Source organism: Acinetobacter sp. TGL-Y2 (genome assembly GCF_001612555.1).
In the GTDB taxonomy this organism is placed as follows: domain Bacteria; phylum Pseudomonadota; class Gammaproteobacteria; order Pseudomonadales; family Moraxellaceae; genus Acinetobacter.
This window is the reverse complement of the sequence record NZ_CP015110.1, coordinates 2,937,861-2,955,464: the sequence shown is the minus strand read 5'-3', so window position 1 is coordinate 2,955,464 and position 17,604 is coordinate 2,937,861. Positions and strand designations below refer to the sequence as shown.

Genomic DNA, 17,604 nt, shown 5'->3' with positions numbered 1-17,604 from the left:
TTCAAATTTGTAGTGGGTATGTTCAATGGAACCTATGGTGGTGATGGCTGCGCGTGCGGCTCAAACAGTTGGTCAAGAGCTTTTAAAAGCGCATCAGAATCGTCATAAGCTTGATCTGCAAGTTGAAGAAAAAGGCATTGATGGTCCAGTGACGCGTGTTGATCGTTATTTAGAAGAATTAACCATTGCAACACTGAAAAAAAGTTATAAAAATCACAGCTTCCATGGTGAAGAATTCGGTCTACAAGAAGGTGTCGGTCACGATGCTGATTGGTGCTGGGTGATCGATCCGCTAGATGGTACTTTGAACTTCATCAATGGCGTTCCCCATTTCTGTATTTCTATTGCAGTTCAGCACAAAGGCATTACTCAGCACGGTGTGATTTATGACCCTGTGAAAGATGAGCTATTCTCTGCAAGTCGTGGTCGTGGTGCCATGATGAACCAGCGCCGTATTCGTGTAAATGTAAAAGACAGCTTAGCCAACACTTTCTTATCTGTAGGTCATGCTTACCGTGCAATGCGCAATGGTGAAGTCGTCTCTTATGCGAAAAATCATTTCGATTCATTGCTTGCTGTCACTGAACAAGGCGCTCAATACCGTCGTACAGGTTCAGCAGCACTTGATTTGGCGTATGTGGCTGCAGGTCGTTTCGATGGTTATTTCGAACTAGGTCTTAAGCCGTGGGATATCGCAGCAGGCGAATTAATGGTAAAAGAAGCGGGCGGTACGGTTGTTGATGCACGCGGTGGTTCAGATTCGATGAGCAATGGTCAAGTATTGGCATGTTCAATGAAAACACTGAAGCCACTCATGCAAGCTGTTGTTCCAGCATGGGGCGATGCTGCGAAATAAGCAGATCAAATGTACAAGATTTAAAAAAGCTCTCAGATTGAGAGCTTTTTTAAATTTTAAATCTATTAAAAACAGCGTCATATTAAAGCTTAAGCGAGAAAATAAATAAACTTAATGACTTTATAAAATAACCTGCTATAATCCGCAAACGCACTTAATTTTCGTTCATTACCTGAACACTATCTTCTAATCATTGTATGCGCGTGTTGTCCATAGAGAGGACATATCCTTCGCGCCCCAATCGCTTAAGCGATTCCTTCAGGTTTGCGGCCGTCATCATACGTGCGTCACTACATCGTCGTTATTCGGATCGCTGCTGAATTCATTTTTCAGCTCTATTTGCTGTGCCGCTTTTTGCCGATGTCCATATTGTAATTTATTAAATGGAGCACCCACTTCAGGGTGAACACTCTCTATGAGCAAAACTTTTGCTGATTTTCAACTACACGAATCACTTCAAGAAGCACTTCAGACTCTAGGCTTTACTGCGCCTACGACTGTTCAAGAACAGGCCATTCCTGCTGCTTTAGAAGGCAAAGATCTTTTAGTATCAAGCCAAACTGGTTCTGGTAAGACTGCTGCATTCTTACTTCCTACATTGAACGCTTTAGCGACTAACGAAGATACATTATTGTCTTTCAAAGATCGTATGCGTGCAGTGACTTCTCCTGACATCCTTGTTCTTTGTCCGACACGTGAATTGGCTCAACAAGTAAGCCAAGATGCGATCACTTTTGTTCGCCACATGAAAGGCGTGCGTATTGCTGCTGTTATGGGCGGTATGCCTTTTGGTAAACAAATCCAACAGTTAAAAGGTGCGCAAGTTGTTGTGGCGACTCCAGGTCGTTTACTTGACTTGGTAAACCGTCGTCAAATCAAACTTGACCAAGTTCGTTCATTGATCGTCGATGAAGCGGATCGTATGCTTGACCTAGGTTTCTCTGAAGACCTAGAAGCAATCAGCGATTTAGCGAACAACCGTAAGCAAACCTTAATGTTCTCTGCTACTTTCGCTGGTCGTATCATTACGCTTGCTGAACGTATGATGAATGATCCTGTACGTATTGCGATCGAAACTGGTCACTCTACAAACATGGACATTACTCAGACTTTGCACTGGACTGATGGCTTTGAACACAAGAAAAAATTACTAACACATTGGTTAAGCGCTGAAGACGTTGATCAAGCAGTTGTATTTGCGTCAACTCAAGAAGATACAGATATGCTTGCTGAAGAGCTAGCTGAAGCGGGTCTTTCAGTTGTAGCGCTTCATGGTGCTATGCCACAAACGGTTCGTAACCGCCGTCTACGCAGTATCCGTGAAGGTCGTGCAAAAATCCTAGTTGCAACTGACGTTGCTGCTCGTGGTCTTGACGTACCAACAATTTCTCACGTGATTAACTTCGGTCTTCCAATGAAGAACGAAGATTATGTACACCGTATCGGTCGTACAGGTCGTGCGGGTCGTACCGGTAAAGCCATCACTTTAGCGACTTACCGTGAACGCGGTAAAATCCGTTCATTAGAAGAATTCCTAGAAGCACGTTTGAATGTTTCTGAAATTGAAGGCCTTGAGCCATCTCCACCTCCTGCACGCGGTAGTCGTGATGGCGGCGGTCGTGATGGCGGTGGTCGTGGTCGTGGCGGTTTCGGCGGTGGTCGTGGTCGTGATGGCGGCGGTCGTAGCGGCGGCGGTTTCAGCGGTGGTCGTGATGGCGGCCGTGGCGGTGATCGTCCACAGCGTTCATTCGATGACAAACCGCGTGGCGATCGTCCACAACGTTCATTCGATGACAAACCACGTGGCGAACGTCCTGCTTATGGAGATGATCGTCCTAAGCGTGATTTCGGTGATCGTCCAGCGCCACGTCGTGAAGGCGGTTTCGGTGATCGTCCAGCTCCAGCACGTCGTGAAGGTGGTTTCGGTGATCGTCCACAACGCTCGTTTGATGACCGTCCTAAACGTGATTTCGGCGATCGTCCAGCTCCAGCGCGTCGTGAAGGTGGTTTTGCTGATCGTCCACGTTCGAACGATGACAACCGTGGTAACCGCGTAGATTATAAAGCGCCTCGTGAAGGTGGTTTTGCTGATCGTCCAAAGCGTGACTTTGGTGATCGTCCAGCGCCACGTCGTGAAGGTGGTTTTGGCGACCGTCCACAACGTACTTTTGATGATCGTCCTAAACGTACTTTTGGTACAGATGAGCGTCCTAAGCGTACTTTTGGTACAGATGAGCGTCCTAAGCGTACTTTTGGTACTGACGAACGTCCTAAGCGCGAATTTAATTCAGATCGTCCACGCCGTGAAGGTGGTGAAGATCGTCCACGTCGCAAATTTAATGACTAATTAATTTGTATTTAAAAAAACCAGTCGCTTGACTGGTTTTTTTATTGCCAACTTTTTGAATTATGCTAGTATTAGTGTTAACCACGTCATGTTTTAAAAATAAAAAGTAAATTATGAACAATGCCCATCTATCCAAAGCCCCAGCCAGAGATCATGTAGGAGTGGCGATGATTTACGTCTTCTCGATTCTATTGATTGCCAATCTTGCTTATTATCTGTTTAGTATCACCTTTTAATTTCAGCATGTGATTTTTTCATTCGCTTTTGATGTCCGCCTAGACCATATATTTGATAAAAATAATTAAAAGCACTCAGCATGCTTAAAAATGTATATTAATGCTACAATCATGCCCAGCACTTGTTGTAAACAAATAACATCAGAATTCAGCTATTTCAGAGTATAGTATGCGAGCTGATAATCTGCAGGAACACGCTCAGCTATGAATAATCAAAGTCATCCCGATGAGCAAGCTTTCATTGAAGTTAAAAATTTGAGCTTTAATCGCGGAGAACGTATCATTTATGATCAAGTTAATTTAAAAATTCGTCGCGGACAAATTACCGCAATTATGGGTCCTTCTGGTACCGGTAAAACTACACTATTGCGCTTAATTGGCGGTCAACTGACGCCTGACACAGGTCAAGTCTTACTTGATGGTAAAAATATCGCGGATATGTCACGGCAGGATCTTTTTGCAGCACGCGCGCGTATGGGCATGCTCTTTCAAAGTGGTGCGCTTTTTACCGACATGTCGGTTTATGAAAATGTCGCTTTTCCCATTCGTGCCCACACCAAACTGTCTGAGCATTTAATTGCTGAATTGGTGGCACTCAAATTAGAATCCGTGGGACTGCGCGGCGCTGAGCAAATGATGCCATCGGAATTATCGGGCGGTATGAATCGTCGCGTGGCTTTAGCGAGAGCGATAGCCTTAGATCCTGAGCTGATCATGTATGACGAGCCTTTTGCAGGACAAGATCCGATTGTGATGGGCGTGTTATCACGTCTAATTCGTTCTTTACGTGAAGCGTTGGATCTCACCACGATTATTGTGTCGCATGATGTTGCAGAAACCTTATCTATTGCAGATTACATTTATGTGGTGGCCGAAGGCAAAGTGCAAGGCGAAGGGACAGCTGACCAATTAAGAAATCATCAGTCTGCCTTCGTGCGGCAATTCCTGACAGGTTCTGTCGAAGGTCCAGTCGATTATCAATTTAGTCATCAAGCTTATTTAGGTGGAGAGGTACGTTCATGAATGCTATTGCCTTATTAGGTAGACGCGTTATTGAACGTGTTCGTGGAATTGGTGTTGCAGCGCTGATGCTGATGCAAATTCTATTTTCAATGCCGACATGGTTGGGAGTGAAGTTATTCATTTACCAAATGTACCGTGTGGGTGTGATGTCGCTGTTGATTATTGTGGTGTCTGGTCTGTTTATTGGTGCTGTGCTGGGTTTACAGATGTATAGCATCTTGGTCACTTTTGGTAGTGAAGCCATGCTTGGCGCTGCTGTGTCACTAACCTTGCTGCGTGAACTTGCACCGGTGGTTGCGGCGTTATTGTTCGCGGGTCGTGCAGGGTCTGCTTTGACCGCTGAAATTGGCTTGATGAAAGCCACGGAACAGCTGTCCAGTATGGAAATGATTGGTGTTGATCCACTCAAACGGATTATTTCCCCACGTCTTTGGGCGGGTATTTTTAGCCTGCCTATGCTTGCCGTAATTTTTGCTGCGGTTGGGATTATGGGGGGTAAAATGGTGGGGGTTGATTTTTTAGGTGCAGATGAAGGTTCTTATTGGAGTGGCATGGAAAACACTGTGCAATTTTATAAAGATGTCTTGAATGGCACCATTATTAAAAGTTTTGTATTTGCCTTGTTGTGTACCTGGATTGCAGTCTATCAAGGTTATTCATGTGAGCCGACCTCAGAAGGTATTGCCACATCCACAACGCGTACAGTGGTGTATTCATCACTTTGTGTTTTAGGTTTTGATTTTGTTTTGACTGCGGTCATGTTCGGAGGTGTTTAATGAAATCACGTACTAGTGAGCTAGCAGTCGGAATTTTCGTTATTGTGTTTGGTATAGCGTTATTTTTCTTGGCCATGAAAGTCAGTGGCTTGGTCGGCACGAATCTTAAAGACAGCTACAGCATGACAGCGACCTTTGACAATGTAAATGGCATTAAGCCTCGCGCTAAAGTGGCATTAAGTGGTGTCAAAGTGGGTGAGGTTGAGTCAGTGACTTTAGATCCATTGACGCGTCTTGCAACTGTCAAAATTAATTTGGATGGTGAGCTGACCTCGTTTAATGCTGAACAGCTTAAAACAGTGCAAACTGGTGCTGTCGAAGAGCTGCGTTATAGTACGGATTATGAAGCTGCTACACCTGAAGAACAAAAAGCAATGGAAAAGCAACTGATCAATAACATGAAATCCATCACAAATATTGATGAAGATGCTTATATTATGGTTGCAACCAATGGTTTACTGGGTGAGAAATATTTAAAAATCGTACCAGGTGGTGGTTTGAGCTATTTAAAACGCGGTGAGCAAATTACCAACACCCAAAGTACCATGGAAATAGAAGACTTGGTTTCTAAGTTCGTGACTGGTGGCGCAGGCGATAGCAAAAAAGATGCAGGTGAAGCGACTACAGCAGCCCCTGAAACAACGGATGCTCAAACCGCATTTGTTGAATAATGAATTGAGGAAATTGAAATGAATATATTAGTAAAACAAACACTTTCTGTGGGTATTTTGTCTGCAATGATGGCAACTTCAGCATTTGCAGCGCCGACTGAAACACCACCAGCTTTTGTAAAAAAGGTTGCAGATAATCTGATTTCTCGTTTAAAAACAGATCAGGCAAAATTACAAAATAATCCTGCTGCTGTTAAGGCGATTGTGCGCCAAAACCTTGATCCATATATCGATTCGCAGTCTTTTACCCGTATTGTAATGGGAACCTATGCGACCAATCAATATAGTAATGCTGCACAGCGTGCGCAGTTTGAAAAGAACTTCCGTGAAACCTTAATTGAAAATTATGGCAGCGCGTTCTCTAAGTTTAGTAATCAAACCTATACTCTTCGTCCGTATAAGGCGAGCGCAAGCAAAAACCCTGTGGTGACGATTGATTTTACCCACAAAGGTGAAAAAATTCCCGTATCTTTCCAATTGGCGGATAAAGGCAGCCAGTGGAAAATCCGTAACATCAACGTTTCAGGCATTGATTTAGGTCTACAGTTCCGTAATCAGTTTGCTGCAACAGTTAAACGTAATGGCGGAGATATTGACAAAGCCATTGCTAACTTTAAGCCGGATGCTGAAGCTGCAGTTGATAAAAAATAATTGAGACGAGTTTTAATATGATACGTTTCGATCAGCAAGAATTATGGGTGTCAGGTAAAATTGATTACGATAATGCTGAGCAATATTATCAAGAAGGCTTAACTCAGATTCGCAAGCACAATCACTTCCCTTTGGTGGTGAATTTGGCTGAGCTCGAACAGGGCAGTACATTGGCTTTGGCTGTTTTGGTGCGCTGGTTACGTCAAACTCCAGATACTCAAGCCTTAAGGTTCAAAGCTGTACCGGATAAAATGCTTAAAATTATTCAGTCCTGTCATCTTGAACATGATTTAAATCTTATTTAAACATTCGATATAAAAAAAGCACCTGAGGGTGCTTTTTTTATGAGTAGTTTGAGATCAAATTAAAATGCATACCGTATAGGTAATTTGCCAAATAGGTGTGTTTCTTGCGCATTGCTTTGAAGCAGTGCTTCAAAGCTCGCTCAGATCCATTTTTTCCAGCGGAAATAAATCAGTGGACCGACCAAGAACGCAATTAAAATCAGACTGACAACCACAAAACTCGCTGTGCCTTTGGAATAGGGTAAGACATCGGTATTCATACCATAAATACTGGCAATCAGCATCGGTGGCGCAAGCATGCTCGGCAAGATTGAGAATCGACGAATGGTATCATTCTGTTCCGTGTTAATAAATCCAGAGGTGGTATCGAGTAAGAAACGCACCTTTTGGAATAAGAAGGCATCATGTTCAACCAGTGAACGTACATCCTCACTCAGTTCTCGAATATCGGCATCATAAATATGACTGCCCAATGCACGTGGACGTGACAAGAAGGTCAATACACGGCGCAAGTCAATCAGACACAATTGCGCTTTTCCGAGCATATCCTCTTTTTGGGCAAGACGGGTAATCATATCGTCTAAGTCAAGGATTTGTTCACGATGACGTACATTGAGTACTTCTGTTGAGTATAACTCTAAATCTTTGTGGATATCTTCTAAGATATCCGCAAGTTCATCCAGTTTAGCTTCGAGCAATCCCAGCAAAATCCACGTTGGATCTTTATATTCAATGTCATAATCATTACGACGGGCACGTGCGCGAAAGGCACGAAAAGCCACCAGCTTTTCACCGCGTAGCGTAAATAGGCGGTCTTTGTGTAAAATAAAGGCAACGGTTTGGATGGTGCCGAGCATATTGGATGAATCATCAGACTCATCTTCAACTTGATAGTTTTTATTTTTCGTTAAAAAATACGTACTAATGTGTAAAATGCCGTCGTCATCACGGTAAAATCGTGCCGAAGATGAAATGTCTTCAAGCGATTTTAAAGTCGGTAAATTTTGTTTATAGGCATCGAGTACCCATTCTTGTTCATCTTGAGAAGGTGCAATCAAATCGACCCAAACCAATTCTGGGTGAAGGTCGAAGCCGCCATTGATGGTTGCATCTTCTAAACTACCGCGCTCTGTGGCATAAAAGGCTTCAAGCATTTGATCTTTTCTCCTTAGCGCAGTGTGTAATTATTTCGATGGGTGTATTTTAGACAAGGATGCCATGAAAAAAAACTGATTACTTCACTAAATCGTTTAAACACGCTCATATTGTCTAATTTTAAGACAAGCCAGAATGAAAATAAGGTTAATAGTCTATGAAATCTATCGCAATATTTTGTGGTTCAACTCTAGGTTCAGATGCAATTTTCGCAGAAACAGCACGTCAGACCGGTCAATTGGTCGCTGAGCAAGGCAAAACCTTGGTTTATGGCGGCGGTCGTTCAGGCTTGATGGGCATTGTTGCAGACAGTGCGTTAAATGCAGGCGGGCAGGTGATTGGGGTCATTCCACAAGGTTTGGTGGATCGTGAATTGGCGCATCCGCATTTAACTGAGCTGCATATCGTGAAAAATATGCATGAGCGTAAAACCATGATGGCAGATTTATCTGACGGTTTTATTGCACTGCCGGGTGGGGCAGGTACGATTGAAGAGATTTTTGAACAATGGACCTGGGCGCAGTTGGGTATTCATTTGAAACCTTGTGCATTTTTAAATGTCGAAGGTTTTTATGATCATTTACTTCAGTTTATTCAGCTTACAACTGAGAAAGGATTTACCCGCAGTCGTTTTACAGATGCCTTGATCCATTCCGAGTCGATTGAATCCATCTTAGATACATTTGAAAACTTTAAAGCGCCTGAACCCAAATGGGGCGTCAAAGATCGTGAGCAATTGGTGAAAATAGATTCATGAAAACCATTACTGTCGCAGCGGCGATTATTCAAAATGAACAGCATCAATTATTGTTGGTGCGTAAGCAAAATACGGCATTTTTTATGCAGGTCGGCGGTAAGCTCGAGGCAAATGAATTGCCTGAGCACACCATGCTGCGTGAAATCGAAGAAGAAATTGGCGCGAAAGCTACAATTCAGCAATTCATTGGGCGTTTTGAAACGCCTGCTGCCAATGAAGCCGATCATCTATTGGTCAGCTATGTCTATCAAGTCAAACTTGCACAAGCACCTCAAATTCATGCCGAAATCGCTGAAATGAAATGGATTGATCTCGATGCTGAGCATACTTTATTAGCGCCTTTAACCACTCAAGTGGTGATTCCTTGGTGCCAACAGGCATTGCAAAAATCAAGTCCAGATGAAGAGAAAGCAGCAGTTTGAGCCAATATTTAAATCATTAAAATGTTGACGCATGGTAAACATCACGTCAAAGCAAGACAAGATGGTTGCTTAAGATGAGCGCATTCCGACTTATAAACTATTGCTCAGCTGCTGCAATACACGCCATTTCAATCTGTTGACAACCCAGTTTTTCTAAAGCTTGTGCCAAGGCGTGCATGGAGCTTCCTGTAGTCACGACGTCATCAATCATCAGTACCTTTTTGAACTTGCGTCGCTCAGCCCGAATAATTTGAAATTGCGTTTCAATCGTCGCCATGCGCTCAACCCGAGAGAGTCCTTTTTGTGAATGTTGTGCGGCACGAATCACTGGTTGCCAAACGGGAATGCCCAGTTGTTTAGACACTAGCTTCGCAATAATCAACATTTGGTTGTAACCCCGCTCAGCCAAGCGTTCATTTGAGATAGGCATTGGGACAATGGCTTGAACTTTTGAGAAGCGGAGCGTCAGTAAGCTCTGGGCTAGAAGGGTTTGATAATGCAAGTCTTGTTCATATTTATATTTCTGAATGATTCGGTCGATGGGGAAGTCATAATGTAAGGCAATTTGAATGGATCGCTCATGCCGAACAATACGTGCTTTGAGCCAAGGGAGTTGATTCCAGCAATCTGCGCAGAGTGAATGTGATTGCGCATGATCGATGCCGCAGAGCTGGCAGGGAAATAAGTGTTGCACGCTGCTCTGACACATTTCTTTTAATATTTTTAGCATAGGTGATCTGGCACTTTTTTATTATTTCTATTTTATATCGTTTCACAGCCTCAAATGAATCGAAAATTTTTATTCAATTTCGCAGGGTTAATCTTAATTTTAAAAGTTCTAAAAATTTTTAAAGATAAAAAGTAACAAACATTTTTAATGATGTTGAAGGGATAGCCCTAAGCCTCAACCTAACGGTGACATCCATGTCAGCGCCCACCTACCATTTTGAGGTGTTTATTGTCTTGATGTACTATCACACATAGGCATAGCGGGGTGCTTCAGGTAACCAACGCTTCAAGAGTGCATCGGCTTGCTCTGGGTGCGCTCTAAGGACTTCACCTGCGACATAGTGTGCTTGTGCGAGTAAATGGTCGTCCCGCTCCAGTTTAGCGACTCTAAAGCCCATATCACCAGTTTGCTTCGTGCCCAGTAACTCACCCGGACCGCGGATTTCTAGATCTTTTTCTGCGATCAAGAAGCCATCATTGGTTTCACGCATGATGCGTAAGCGCTCTTGTCCATTTTGCGACAGTGGATTTTTATATAACAATGCACAGAAGCTTGCGGTTGAACCTCGACCGACACGTCCGCGTAGTTGATGTAACTGTGAAAGCCCTAAGCGCTCTGCATTTTCAATGACCATAAGGGATGCATTCGGTACGTCCACACCGACTTCAATCACTGTCGTGGCAATTAACAGTTGCAATTGATTGTCCTTAAACTGTTGCATGACGGATTGTTTTTCATCGGACTTCATTTTGCCATGTACCAGTCCAATATGAATCTCAGGAAAACGTTCTTTAATTTCCGCATAGGTGGCTTCGGCAGCTTGTGCATCTAAGCTTTCAGATTGCTCCACCAAGGTACAGACCCAATAGGCTTGTTTACCCTCTAAGCAATTACTGACAATACGCTGCAACACTTGTTCACGCCGATCCAGTGGAATGGTCACGGTTTGAATGGGGGTACGACCAGGCGGAAGTTCATCAATCACCGAGGTGTCTAAGTCACCATACGCGGACATGGCCAAGGTACGTGGAATCGGGGTTGCGGTCATCACCAACTGATGCGGGGTAGTATTATCCACACCCTTGTTGCGGAGCGCTAAACGTTGATCGACGCCAAAACGGTGCTGTTCATCAATAATCACCAGTCCAAGTTTGGCAAATGCCACATTGTCTTGAAAAAGTGCATGTGTACCCACCACCAGCTGAGCAAATCCATTTTGAATGCTTTGCTCAGCTGCAGCACGTGCTTTGCCTTTTTGTTTGCCTGACAGCCATGAGACGCTAATCCCCAAAGGCTCAAACCACTGTTTAAAATTTAAATAATGCTGTTCAGCTAAAATTTCAGTCGGTGCCATCAGTGCCACTTGCCAACCTTCTTCAAGCGCATGGCAAGCTGCAACACCGGCCACCAATGTTTTACCTGCACCAACGTCGCCTTGAACGAGACGCAGCATCGGCTTATTTTGTTTTAAGTCTTTGGTAATTTCATTAGAGACACGTTTTTGTGCGCCTGTCATCTCAAAAGGGAGGCTAGCCAATAATTGCTTGGCATAGTTCTGACTGGGTGCAAAAGCCGGTGCGGAAATTTTCTGAATATAGGCTCTGCGCGTCAGCAAACTGACTTGATGTGCCACCAACTCTTCAAAGATCAAGCGCTGCTGAGCAGGGTGTGCACCCTGTGCCAGTTGCAGCATATTGGCATTGGTGGGGGGGTGATGAATGTAGTCTAGGGCTTGTTTGAGTGCATAACCATTGGTGAACTGCTTGGGTAGTAGTTCTGGCAAATCATGGCTGTGTTGTTCTAGAGTTTGTTTGACATAGTCACGTAATTTGGGTTGGGTCAAACCGTCTGTGCTTGGATAAATCGCAGTGAGTTCAGTATGAGGGAGTGGTGTGTGCTCAGTGATCAATTGCATTTCTGGATGATACATCTCTAAACCACGCGCGCCCACACGTACTTCACCAAAGATACGTAAACGATTGCCTGCTTTGGCACGATCCATTAAGGCTTTATAAATATGATAAAAACGTAAAGTGATTTTACCGAAATCATCTTGGAGTAGGACTGCCATCGATTTACGTTTGCCGGGTGGCATATCCATAGACACCACGGTACCTTCAAGCAAATAACTTCGACCCACGGTGAGTTGGTTCATCGGAATGATCGTGCTACGATCTTCATAATCACGCGGTAAATGAAACAATAAATCGTCTGTCGTGAAAATATTGAGCTTTTCAAGTAATGCAGCAGAGGCGTTGCCAACCCCTTGCAATTGGTGGACTGCAGCCATGTCCCCTCAACTTATATTTCAATGTTTGAATGGATAATCATCGGGTGATTTGATGCATATTTTATTTGTGGGCTATGGTAAAACATCCCAACGTGTTGCTAAATCATTATTTCAGCAACAGCACCAAATTACCACAATTAGTCGCAGTCCCAAAACGGATGATTTTGCGACACATTTGATTCAGGATGTTCATCAAATGGACTTATCTCAAGTCGCACAGATTGATGTGGTGTATGTGTTACTTGCACATCAATATAGTATGACTCAAAATTCAATCGATTTATATCGGCATACCTATATCGATTCAGTCCAGCCGATTGTTCAAGCATTAAAAAGCCATCCTATTCAGCGAGTTATTGTGCTGTCTTCTACACGTGTTTATGGGGAAGATCAGGGTGAGTGGATTGATGATAAGTCAATAGCGATTCCATGCGATGAGCAGGGGCGGTCGTTACTTGAAATGGAGAAACGTTGGCAACAGGCTTATCCGTATGAGTGTGTGATTGTCAGACCGACAGGGATTTATGGCACTTCAACGACTCGGATGATAAAGCTTGCTGAAACCACAAAAACTTACCCCAATATTCATTGGTCGAATCGAATTCATATAGATGACCTAGCAAGGTTTTTAGTTCATTTGATTCACGTGGAACGTCTTGAAAAATCGTATATTTGTAGCGATAACATGCCAACGCCGTTACATGAAAGAATTTTAAATATTCAACGAGAATGGGGTTTACCTGAATTGATTTTGGAAAGTCAGGTGGAATCTGGGAAAAGGATTTTTGCGGAGAGAATGTTGGGGAGTGAGTTTGAATTGAAAACTGATGATTCTTGATCATTCAATGGAATAGTATTAATTTAAATTTACCTATTAAATTTTTGAATCAGACTTTTTATATGATGAATAATATTTTGGTAGTGCTAAAAACCAACGTGTAATAATTCATTTATATATTATTAATATCAATAACTTATTATTTTTATCACGTCGTATTCATGCACTACCAAAAAATTTAATAAGTATCAATTCAATCTTTTCGGCAGGTCGAGACTGGAGTCCTGAAGAACTATTAGGTTTTTATAAAGAGCAAGGGATTTTAAATGAGTCTTATAAGGTCATTTTTTGCAAAGATAGAGATCGTTATGAAATAAGGATTATTGAACAATAGACCTAAATTTTTCTATTGAACATAATTTAGCTTATAGAAACGCTACACTAACTATTATTTTAAAATCAAAAGCTTAAATATTTTGCATGATATTAAAAATACAAAAGAGCCGACTTCGAAAGTAAGTGGGCTCTTTTATGAGTAACTTTGAAATTTTCTACCAACAATGTTTAATAAAATAATTGAAACTAAACTGTTTATTACTCCTCTCCCAGAGGGAAAGGAGTAAGTATGAAATTACTGCTTCTTACGCTTTAAACGTCTTTTGGCTTGTTGTGCAGCCATCGCGTCTAAAGCCTGTTTCAGTTCTTCATCTGTGAACGTCGTAATGTGTTGCAACATTTGTAAGGTCACATCATCGAGTACCAAATTGGCATATTGAGCGACGTTTTTGAAGTTATCATCAAATACAATCGCGCCATCTTCATTGGTGCTGATATAGCCTTGTTGGGTCAATACACGGATGAAACTTTGGAACAATGCTTTGTCGAAAAATTCAGGTGAGTTGAACTCATACAGCACCGATAGGCGCTGACCCAACAAGTGACTTAAATCTTCAACTTGTTTGGCTGAAATATTGCCTGAACCACGCTGAGTAATCAGTGCCAACGTCATGTAGTAACGTTCGATACTTTGCATCACTGGAGCGGCAAGAACCACCAGCTGATTATGATCTTCCGAATTTGGTGCAGGACTATATAGCGTACCTTCACCATCAATTGAAATCAGATTGGCCTCTGCCAGCGCCTGAACATATTGACAAATTTGATCTTTTAGTTCGTCATCTTGCCATTTTAAGAATAGCTCTGCTTTTAAGAATGGGTAAAGCGTACGAATGACATTGATCAAATCGTTAGAGCTGATTTTACCATTGTGCTCTACCATCGCGGCAATCAGCGAGGGTAAAACAAAAGCATGCAAAATATTGTTTCTGAAATAGGTCAGCAACACGGCTTGATTGTCTGCAATCGCAATGATATCGCCCAAGACATGCTTGACACGTTTGATCAATTTCAATTTTAAACCGTAGGCAATGATTTCTTTACCTGAAAGCGGGGTCACTTGCATGCGTTGATCATAAGGAAGTGCGGTTAACAGATTGCGATAAGTATCGAGCTGTTTAATGCAAATCTCTTCATCCAGCGTGTGTTTATTGGTGGCCAATAAAATCAGCGACAGTAAAGACACCGGATTGATCACGGCAGCACGGTTAATATTCTCTAAAATGGCTTTGGCAGAGCTATTGACTGCATCCGATACGGCTTGAGGAATTGGATCATCATTTTTTTCAATTTTGATGTGCTCAGCGCCGTGCTGTTTAAGCATGTCATCCAAGAAAACGGGTTCACCAAAGTTCACATAGACCTTACCGAAAATACGTTCGATTTTGCGTAAAGTTTGTAAAATTCCAAAAATCGATTCGGATTCTTTCGGTTTACCATTCATCTCGCCGACATAGGTTGCGCCTTCCATCAAGCGTTCATAACCGAAATAAGTCGGAACGAAAGCAATCGGTTTAGCGCGACCACGCAAATGGCTGTGAACCGTCATGGCCAACATACCGGTTTTCGGCGGCAATAGACGTCCTGTACGTGAACGTCCACCTTCAATGAAATACTCTAAAGGGGTGTTACGCGACAAAATGCTATACAGATATTCTTTAAACACCGTGGTGTACAGGGCATTGCCACGGAAGGTACGGCGAATAAAGAACGCACCACCGCCACGCAGCAACTGGCCGACAAACGGCATATTGAGGTTATCGCCTGCCGCAATGTACGGCACCATCATGCCGCGCTTATAAATCACATAAGACAACAGCAAATAGTCAATGTGACTGCGGTGGCATGGCGTATAAATAATCTCGTAGTCTTTGGCGAGCTCACGAACGGTATTGAAATTATGCACCTCTACACCGTCATACAGCTGTGTCCATAAACGCGTGAGTGATTGCTCAGCAAAACGAACCGCAGAGTGGGAGTAATCAGAGGCAATTTCATTGACATAACTAATCGCACGGCGCTCAGAATCCACCAAACTGATTTTTGAGCGAATGCTTTCTTTACGAATCGCATCTTGAACGTCATTGGATTTAATTAACGACTGCATGACATTGCGGCGATCAGACAAATCGGGTCCTAGAACCACTTCGCGCTGACGATCCAACAAATCATTCAGTTGATTGACAATATATGTGGCAGGCGACAGATTCGGATGGGTTACTTTGGCATAATTCACCAAAGCACGTAACGATTGCGGCGGATGAAATTCTAAAAATGACTGACGACCATGCAAACCAATGTTCATCAATTGTTTAACGGTACTTGGGGTTGCCCATGTATCGGTAAACAGCAGTTTAAACCATGAATCTTCTTTGTCTGGTGAACGTCCCCACAACACGGTGACAGGAACCAGTTCAATGTCATAGTCAGAATGTTTGTCTAAGAGTTCTATAAAACGCAATAAACGAGGAGGGAAGGCATGCGGCGGTGGATTGAGTAAATTGGTCTCATCCTGATGTTGTAAAAACAGCACCGCGGCTTTTTCTTTATGATCACCCACAATCAGAGGGTCTAAAGCTGGGGCAAGTTTTAGACGGCGAGTTTCACCATCAACCACCAAGGCATTACTGCGCGAGTAGTTTTGTAAAACATAACAGACCACTTTTGGGGTGGTTTCAGCTGATGTTTCTTGACGGTCTGAAGATGGGGTTTCTGTAGGCACCTCTCCAAGAACATGCGGTGTTACTACTAGGTCAAGCAGCTTACTAGAAAGCCGACGATACATTTGACCAAAGCCACTCTTGGACATAAATACTCCTAGCCAATGACGAATTACGCATTTAAGCGAACGAGGGCAATTATCTTCTTAAATCTAAGCATAAAACAATATGTCATTTTCTAACAAATTGCATAAAATTTGGTAGATTTTATCGTTAATAATCGTATTTTTAGTGATTATATCAAATATTGAATATGACAATACAGTCAGTCAAAGTTTCATTATTTAAACTGCATTTGTGGCACTATAGTGCAGTTCAACAAATATGAATGCTGAATCTGACATGCAAATATATTTGGCTTCAGTCATGAAACACCGAAAACGATAGGTTTGATATGAATGATTTAACTCAAGACTTGGTTGATTTATTAACGCTAGAGAAACTTGAAGAGCATATTTTTCGTGGGCAAAGCCGTAATTTGGTCGGAAAACGTGTTTTTGGTGGTCAAGTCTTAGGTCAAGCACTTCGTGCAGCATCGTATACCGCAGACCGTCCAGTTCACTCATTACATGCCTACTTTTTATTTGGCGGTGATATCAATACACCGATCATTTATGAGGTTGAAAAACTGCGAGATGGTAAGAGCTTTTTAAGTCGTCAAGTCCGTGCCATTCAACACGGTCGAATTATTTTTTCAGCCATGGTGTCATTTGCATCACCTGAAGAAGGGCTTGAATATCAAATTGCTGAACCTGAGTATCCTGCACCTGAAGAACTGAAATCTGAGCAAGATCTTAAACTGAACTTAATTAGTTTTATTCCTGAAAACATTCGTACGGCATTTATGCGGCCACGTCAGGTTGAGATCAAACCTGTGAGTTTAACCAACCCCTTTCAGCCACAACCAGAAGCGCCGTCCAATGCGTTTTATATGAAAACTTATGACAAATTTGATCAAGCATTGTCAGAGGATATTTCTTTAAATCAAGCCATTGTTGCGTTTTATTCCGACTATTCATTTATGACCACGGCTCTGCGACCACACGGCGTAAATTATCTGACACCAAGTGTGCAATGTGCCAGCATTGATCATGCGATTTATTTCCACAAGCCGGTGAAAGCAGATGAATGGATGCTGTATGACATGGATGCAACCGTCACAGCAAGCTCACGTGGTTTGAACTTTGGACGCATGTGGCAAAATGGTCAGCTGGTATGTAGTACAGTACAAGAAGGCTTAATTCGGATTCGTGAAATCGAAACCCAGTAAGGTTTCAAATTTAAAGATTTGAAAAAAATCCGAATACAGTATTCGGATTTTTTTTGTCACTAAGCTTACTGACTTAGTGACAGTGCGGTACATCTTGAGGACTGTGTTTGTGACAGCCTTGTTTGCTACCTGTGCCTGATGAATGGGCAAAAGCAACGCCTATGCTACATAATAGTGCAGCGCCTAAGATCAATGTTTTCATAAAAGTGCTCGTATGCTGA

General features: G+C 42.7%; 16 protein-coding genes. 11 read left to right on the top strand and 5 right to left on the bottom strand.

The window, feature by feature from the left end; all coding sequences use genetic code 11:
* Positions 1-25: 25 nt before the first annotated feature.
* From AMD27_RS14200 to AMD27_RS14170, 7 genes are all read left to right on the top strand, one after another.
* The gene (locus AMD27_RS14200; protein ID WP_067661700.1) at positions 26-856 is read left to right on the top strand and encodes an inositol monophosphatase family protein; all 831 of its coding nucleotides are present in this window, start codon (positions 26-28) and stop codon (positions 854-856) included.
* A 415-nt stretch (positions 857-1,271) separates the two neighbouring features.
* Complete coding sequence (locus AMD27_RS14195; protein ID WP_067661697.1) at positions 1,272-3,203, top strand: DEAD/DEAH box helicase; 1,932 nt, start codon at positions 1,272-1,274, stop codon at positions 3,201-3,203.
* 440 nt (positions 3,204-3,643) lie between these two features.
* Positions 3,644-4,462 carry an ABC transporter ATP-binding protein gene (locus AMD27_RS14190; RefSeq protein WP_067661695.1) on the top strand — a complete coding sequence of 273 codons (819 nt, stop codon included), beginning with the start codon at positions 3,644-3,646 and terminating at the stop codon, positions 4,460-4,462.
* Positions 4,459-5,238 carry a lipid asymmetry maintenance ABC transporter permease subunit MlaE gene (gene mlaE / locus AMD27_RS14185; RefSeq protein ID WP_067661693.1) on the top strand — a complete coding sequence of 260 codons (780 nt, stop codon included), beginning with the start codon at positions 4,459-4,461 and terminating at the stop codon, positions 5,236-5,238. Before AMD27_RS14190 ends, mlaE begins: the two co-directional genes overlap by 4 nt.
* Positions 5,238-5,909 carry an outer membrane lipid asymmetry maintenance protein MlaD gene (locus AMD27_RS14180; RefSeq protein WP_067661691.1) on the top strand — a complete coding sequence of 224 codons (672 nt, stop codon included), beginning with the start codon at positions 5,238-5,240 and terminating at the stop codon, positions 5,907-5,909. Before mlaE ends, AMD27_RS14180 begins: the two co-directional genes overlap by 1 nt.
* 18 nt (positions 5,910-5,927) lie before the next feature.
* Complete coding sequence (locus AMD27_RS14175) at positions 5,928-6,560, top strand: MlaC/ttg2D family ABC transporter substrate-binding protein (protein WP_067661689.1); 633 nt, start codon at positions 5,928-5,930, stop codon at positions 6,558-6,560.
* A 17-nt stretch (positions 6,561-6,577) separates the two neighbouring features.
* The gene (locus AMD27_RS14170) at positions 6,578-6,865 is read left to right on the top strand and encodes an STAS domain-containing protein (RefSeq protein WP_067661687.1); all 288 of its coding nucleotides are present in this window, start codon (positions 6,578-6,580) and stop codon (positions 6,863-6,865) included.
* 140 nt (positions 6,866-7,005) lie between these two features.
* On the opposite strand, the gene AMD27_RS14165 is transcribed toward AMD27_RS14170, so the two are convergent.
* On the bottom strand, positions 7,006-8,019 hold the full coding sequence (locus AMD27_RS14165; protein WP_067661685.1) for a CorA family divalent cation transporter: 1,014 nt from the start codon (positions 8,017-8,019) through the stop codon (positions 7,006-7,008).
* 158 nt (positions 8,020-8,177) lie between these two features.
* On the opposite strand from AMD27_RS14165, the gene AMD27_RS14160 reads away from it, so the two are divergent.
* Complete coding sequence (locus AMD27_RS14160; RefSeq protein ID WP_067661683.1) at positions 8,178-8,777, top strand: TIGR00730 family Rossman fold protein; 600 nt, start codon at positions 8,178-8,180, stop codon at positions 8,775-8,777.
* Positions 8,774-9,199, top strand: a complete 426-nt coding sequence (locus AMD27_RS14155) for an NUDIX hydrolase (RefSeq protein ID WP_067661681.1) — start codon at positions 8,774-8,776, stop codon at positions 9,197-9,199. Before AMD27_RS14160 ends, AMD27_RS14155 begins: the two co-directional genes overlap by 4 nt.
* Positions 9,200-9,296: 97 nt before the next feature.
* Here the strand turns inward: AMD27_RS14155 and AMD27_RS14150 are convergent, their stop codons facing one another.
* The gene (locus tag AMD27_RS14150; protein WP_067661680.1) at positions 9,297-9,929 is read right to left on the bottom strand and encodes a ComF family protein; all 633 of its coding nucleotides are present in this window, start codon (positions 9,927-9,929) and stop codon (positions 9,297-9,299) included.
* A gap of 244 nt (positions 9,930-10,173) precedes the next feature.
* Positions 10,174-12,219 (bottom strand): ATP-dependent DNA helicase RecG, encoded by a 2,046-nt coding sequence (gene recG, locus AMD27_RS14145; RefSeq protein ID WP_067661678.1) that lies wholly within the window; start codon positions 12,217-12,219, stop codon positions 10,174-10,176.
* A gap of 52 nt (positions 12,220-12,271) precedes the next feature.
* Here recG and AMD27_RS14140 point away from each other — a divergent pair, with 52 nt between their 5' ends.
* Positions 12,272-13,057 carry an NAD-dependent epimerase/dehydratase family protein gene (locus AMD27_RS14140; protein ID WP_067661676.1) on the top strand — a complete coding sequence of 262 codons (786 nt, stop codon included), beginning with the start codon at positions 12,272-12,274 and terminating at the stop codon, positions 13,055-13,057.
* Between the two features lie 571 nt (positions 13,058-13,628).
* Here the strand turns inward: AMD27_RS14140 and plsB are convergent.
* Complete coding sequence (gene plsB, locus AMD27_RS14135) at positions 13,629-16,202, bottom strand: glycerol-3-phosphate 1-O-acyltransferase PlsB (protein WP_067661674.1); 2,574 nt, start codon at positions 16,200-16,202, stop codon at positions 13,629-13,631.
* Between the two features lie 305 nt (positions 16,203-16,507).
* Between plsB and AMD27_RS14130 the strand changes: the two genes are divergently transcribed.
* Entirely contained in the window at positions 16,508-17,383 is an 876-nt protein-coding gene (locus AMD27_RS14130; protein WP_067661672.1) for an acyl-CoA thioesterase, read from the top strand.
* Between the two features lie 73 nt (positions 17,384-17,456).
* Here AMD27_RS14130 and AMD27_RS19300 read toward each other — a convergent pair whose 3' ends face one another.
* Positions 17,457-17,585 (bottom strand): hypothetical protein, encoded by a 129-nt coding sequence (locus tag AMD27_RS19300; protein WP_265733170.1) that lies wholly within the window; start codon positions 17,583-17,585, stop codon positions 17,457-17,459.
* Between the last annotated feature and the right edge of the window lie 19 nt (positions 17,586-17,604).

Excerpts from the sequence above, each read along its gene's own strand:
- AMD27_RS14155 (WP_067661681.1), top strand. The coding sequence starts at position 8,774 with ATGAAAACCATTACTGTCGCAGCGGCGATTATTCAAAATGAACAGCAT.
- AMD27_RS14195 (WP_067661697.1), top strand. The coding sequence starts at position 1,272 with ATGAGCAAAACTTTTGCTGATTTTCAACTACACGAATCACTTCAAGAA.
- AMD27_RS14130 (WP_067661672.1), top strand. The coding sequence starts at position 16,508 with ATGAATGATTTAACTCAAGACTTGGTTGATTTATTAACGCTAGAGAAA.
- recG (WP_067661678.1), bottom strand. The coding sequence starts at position 12,219 with ATGGCTGCAGTCCACCAATTGCAAGGGGTTGGCAACGCCTCTGCTGCA.
- mlaE (WP_067661693.1), top strand. The coding sequence starts at position 4,459 with ATGAATGCTATTGCCTTATTAGGTAGACGCGTTATTGAACGTGTTCGT.
- AMD27_RS14180 (WP_067661691.1), top strand. The coding sequence starts at position 5,238 with ATGAAATCACGTACTAGTGAGCTAGCAGTCGGAATTTTCGTTATTGTG.
- plsB (WP_067661674.1), bottom strand. The coding sequence starts at position 16,202 with ATGTCCAAGAGTGGCTTTGGTCAAATGTATCGTCGGCTTTCTAGTAAG.
- AMD27_RS14200 (WP_067661700.1), top strand. The coding sequence starts at position 26 with ATGGAACCTATGGTGGTGATGGCTGCGCGTGCGGCTCAAACAGTTGGT.
- AMD27_RS19300 (WP_265733170.1), bottom strand. The coding sequence starts at position 17,585 with ATGAAAACATTGATCTTAGGCGCTGCACTATTATGTAGCATAGGCGTT.
- AMD27_RS14140 (WP_067661676.1), top strand. The coding sequence starts at position 12,272 with ATGCATATTTTATTTGTGGGCTATGGTAAAACATCCCAACGTGTTGCT.
- AMD27_RS14150 (WP_067661680.1), bottom strand. The coding sequence starts at position 9,929 with ATGCTAAAAATATTAAAAGAAATGTGTCAGAGCAGCGTGCAACACTTA.
- AMD27_RS14165 (WP_067661685.1), bottom strand. The coding sequence starts at position 8,019 with ATGCTTGAAGCCTTTTATGCCACAGAGCGCGGTAGTTTAGAAGATGCA.
- AMD27_RS14175 (WP_067661689.1), top strand. The coding sequence starts at position 5,928 with ATGAATATATTAGTAAAACAAACACTTTCTGTGGGTATTTTGTCTGCA.
- AMD27_RS14170 (WP_067661687.1), top strand. The coding sequence starts at position 6,578 with ATGATACGTTTCGATCAGCAAGAATTATGGGTGTCAGGTAAAATTGAT.
- AMD27_RS14160 (WP_067661683.1), top strand. The coding sequence starts at position 8,178 with ATGAAATCTATCGCAATATTTTGTGGTTCAACTCTAGGTTCAGATGCA.
- AMD27_RS14190 (WP_067661695.1), top strand. The coding sequence starts at position 3,644 with ATGAATAATCAAAGTCATCCCGATGAGCAAGCTTTCATTGAAGTTAAA.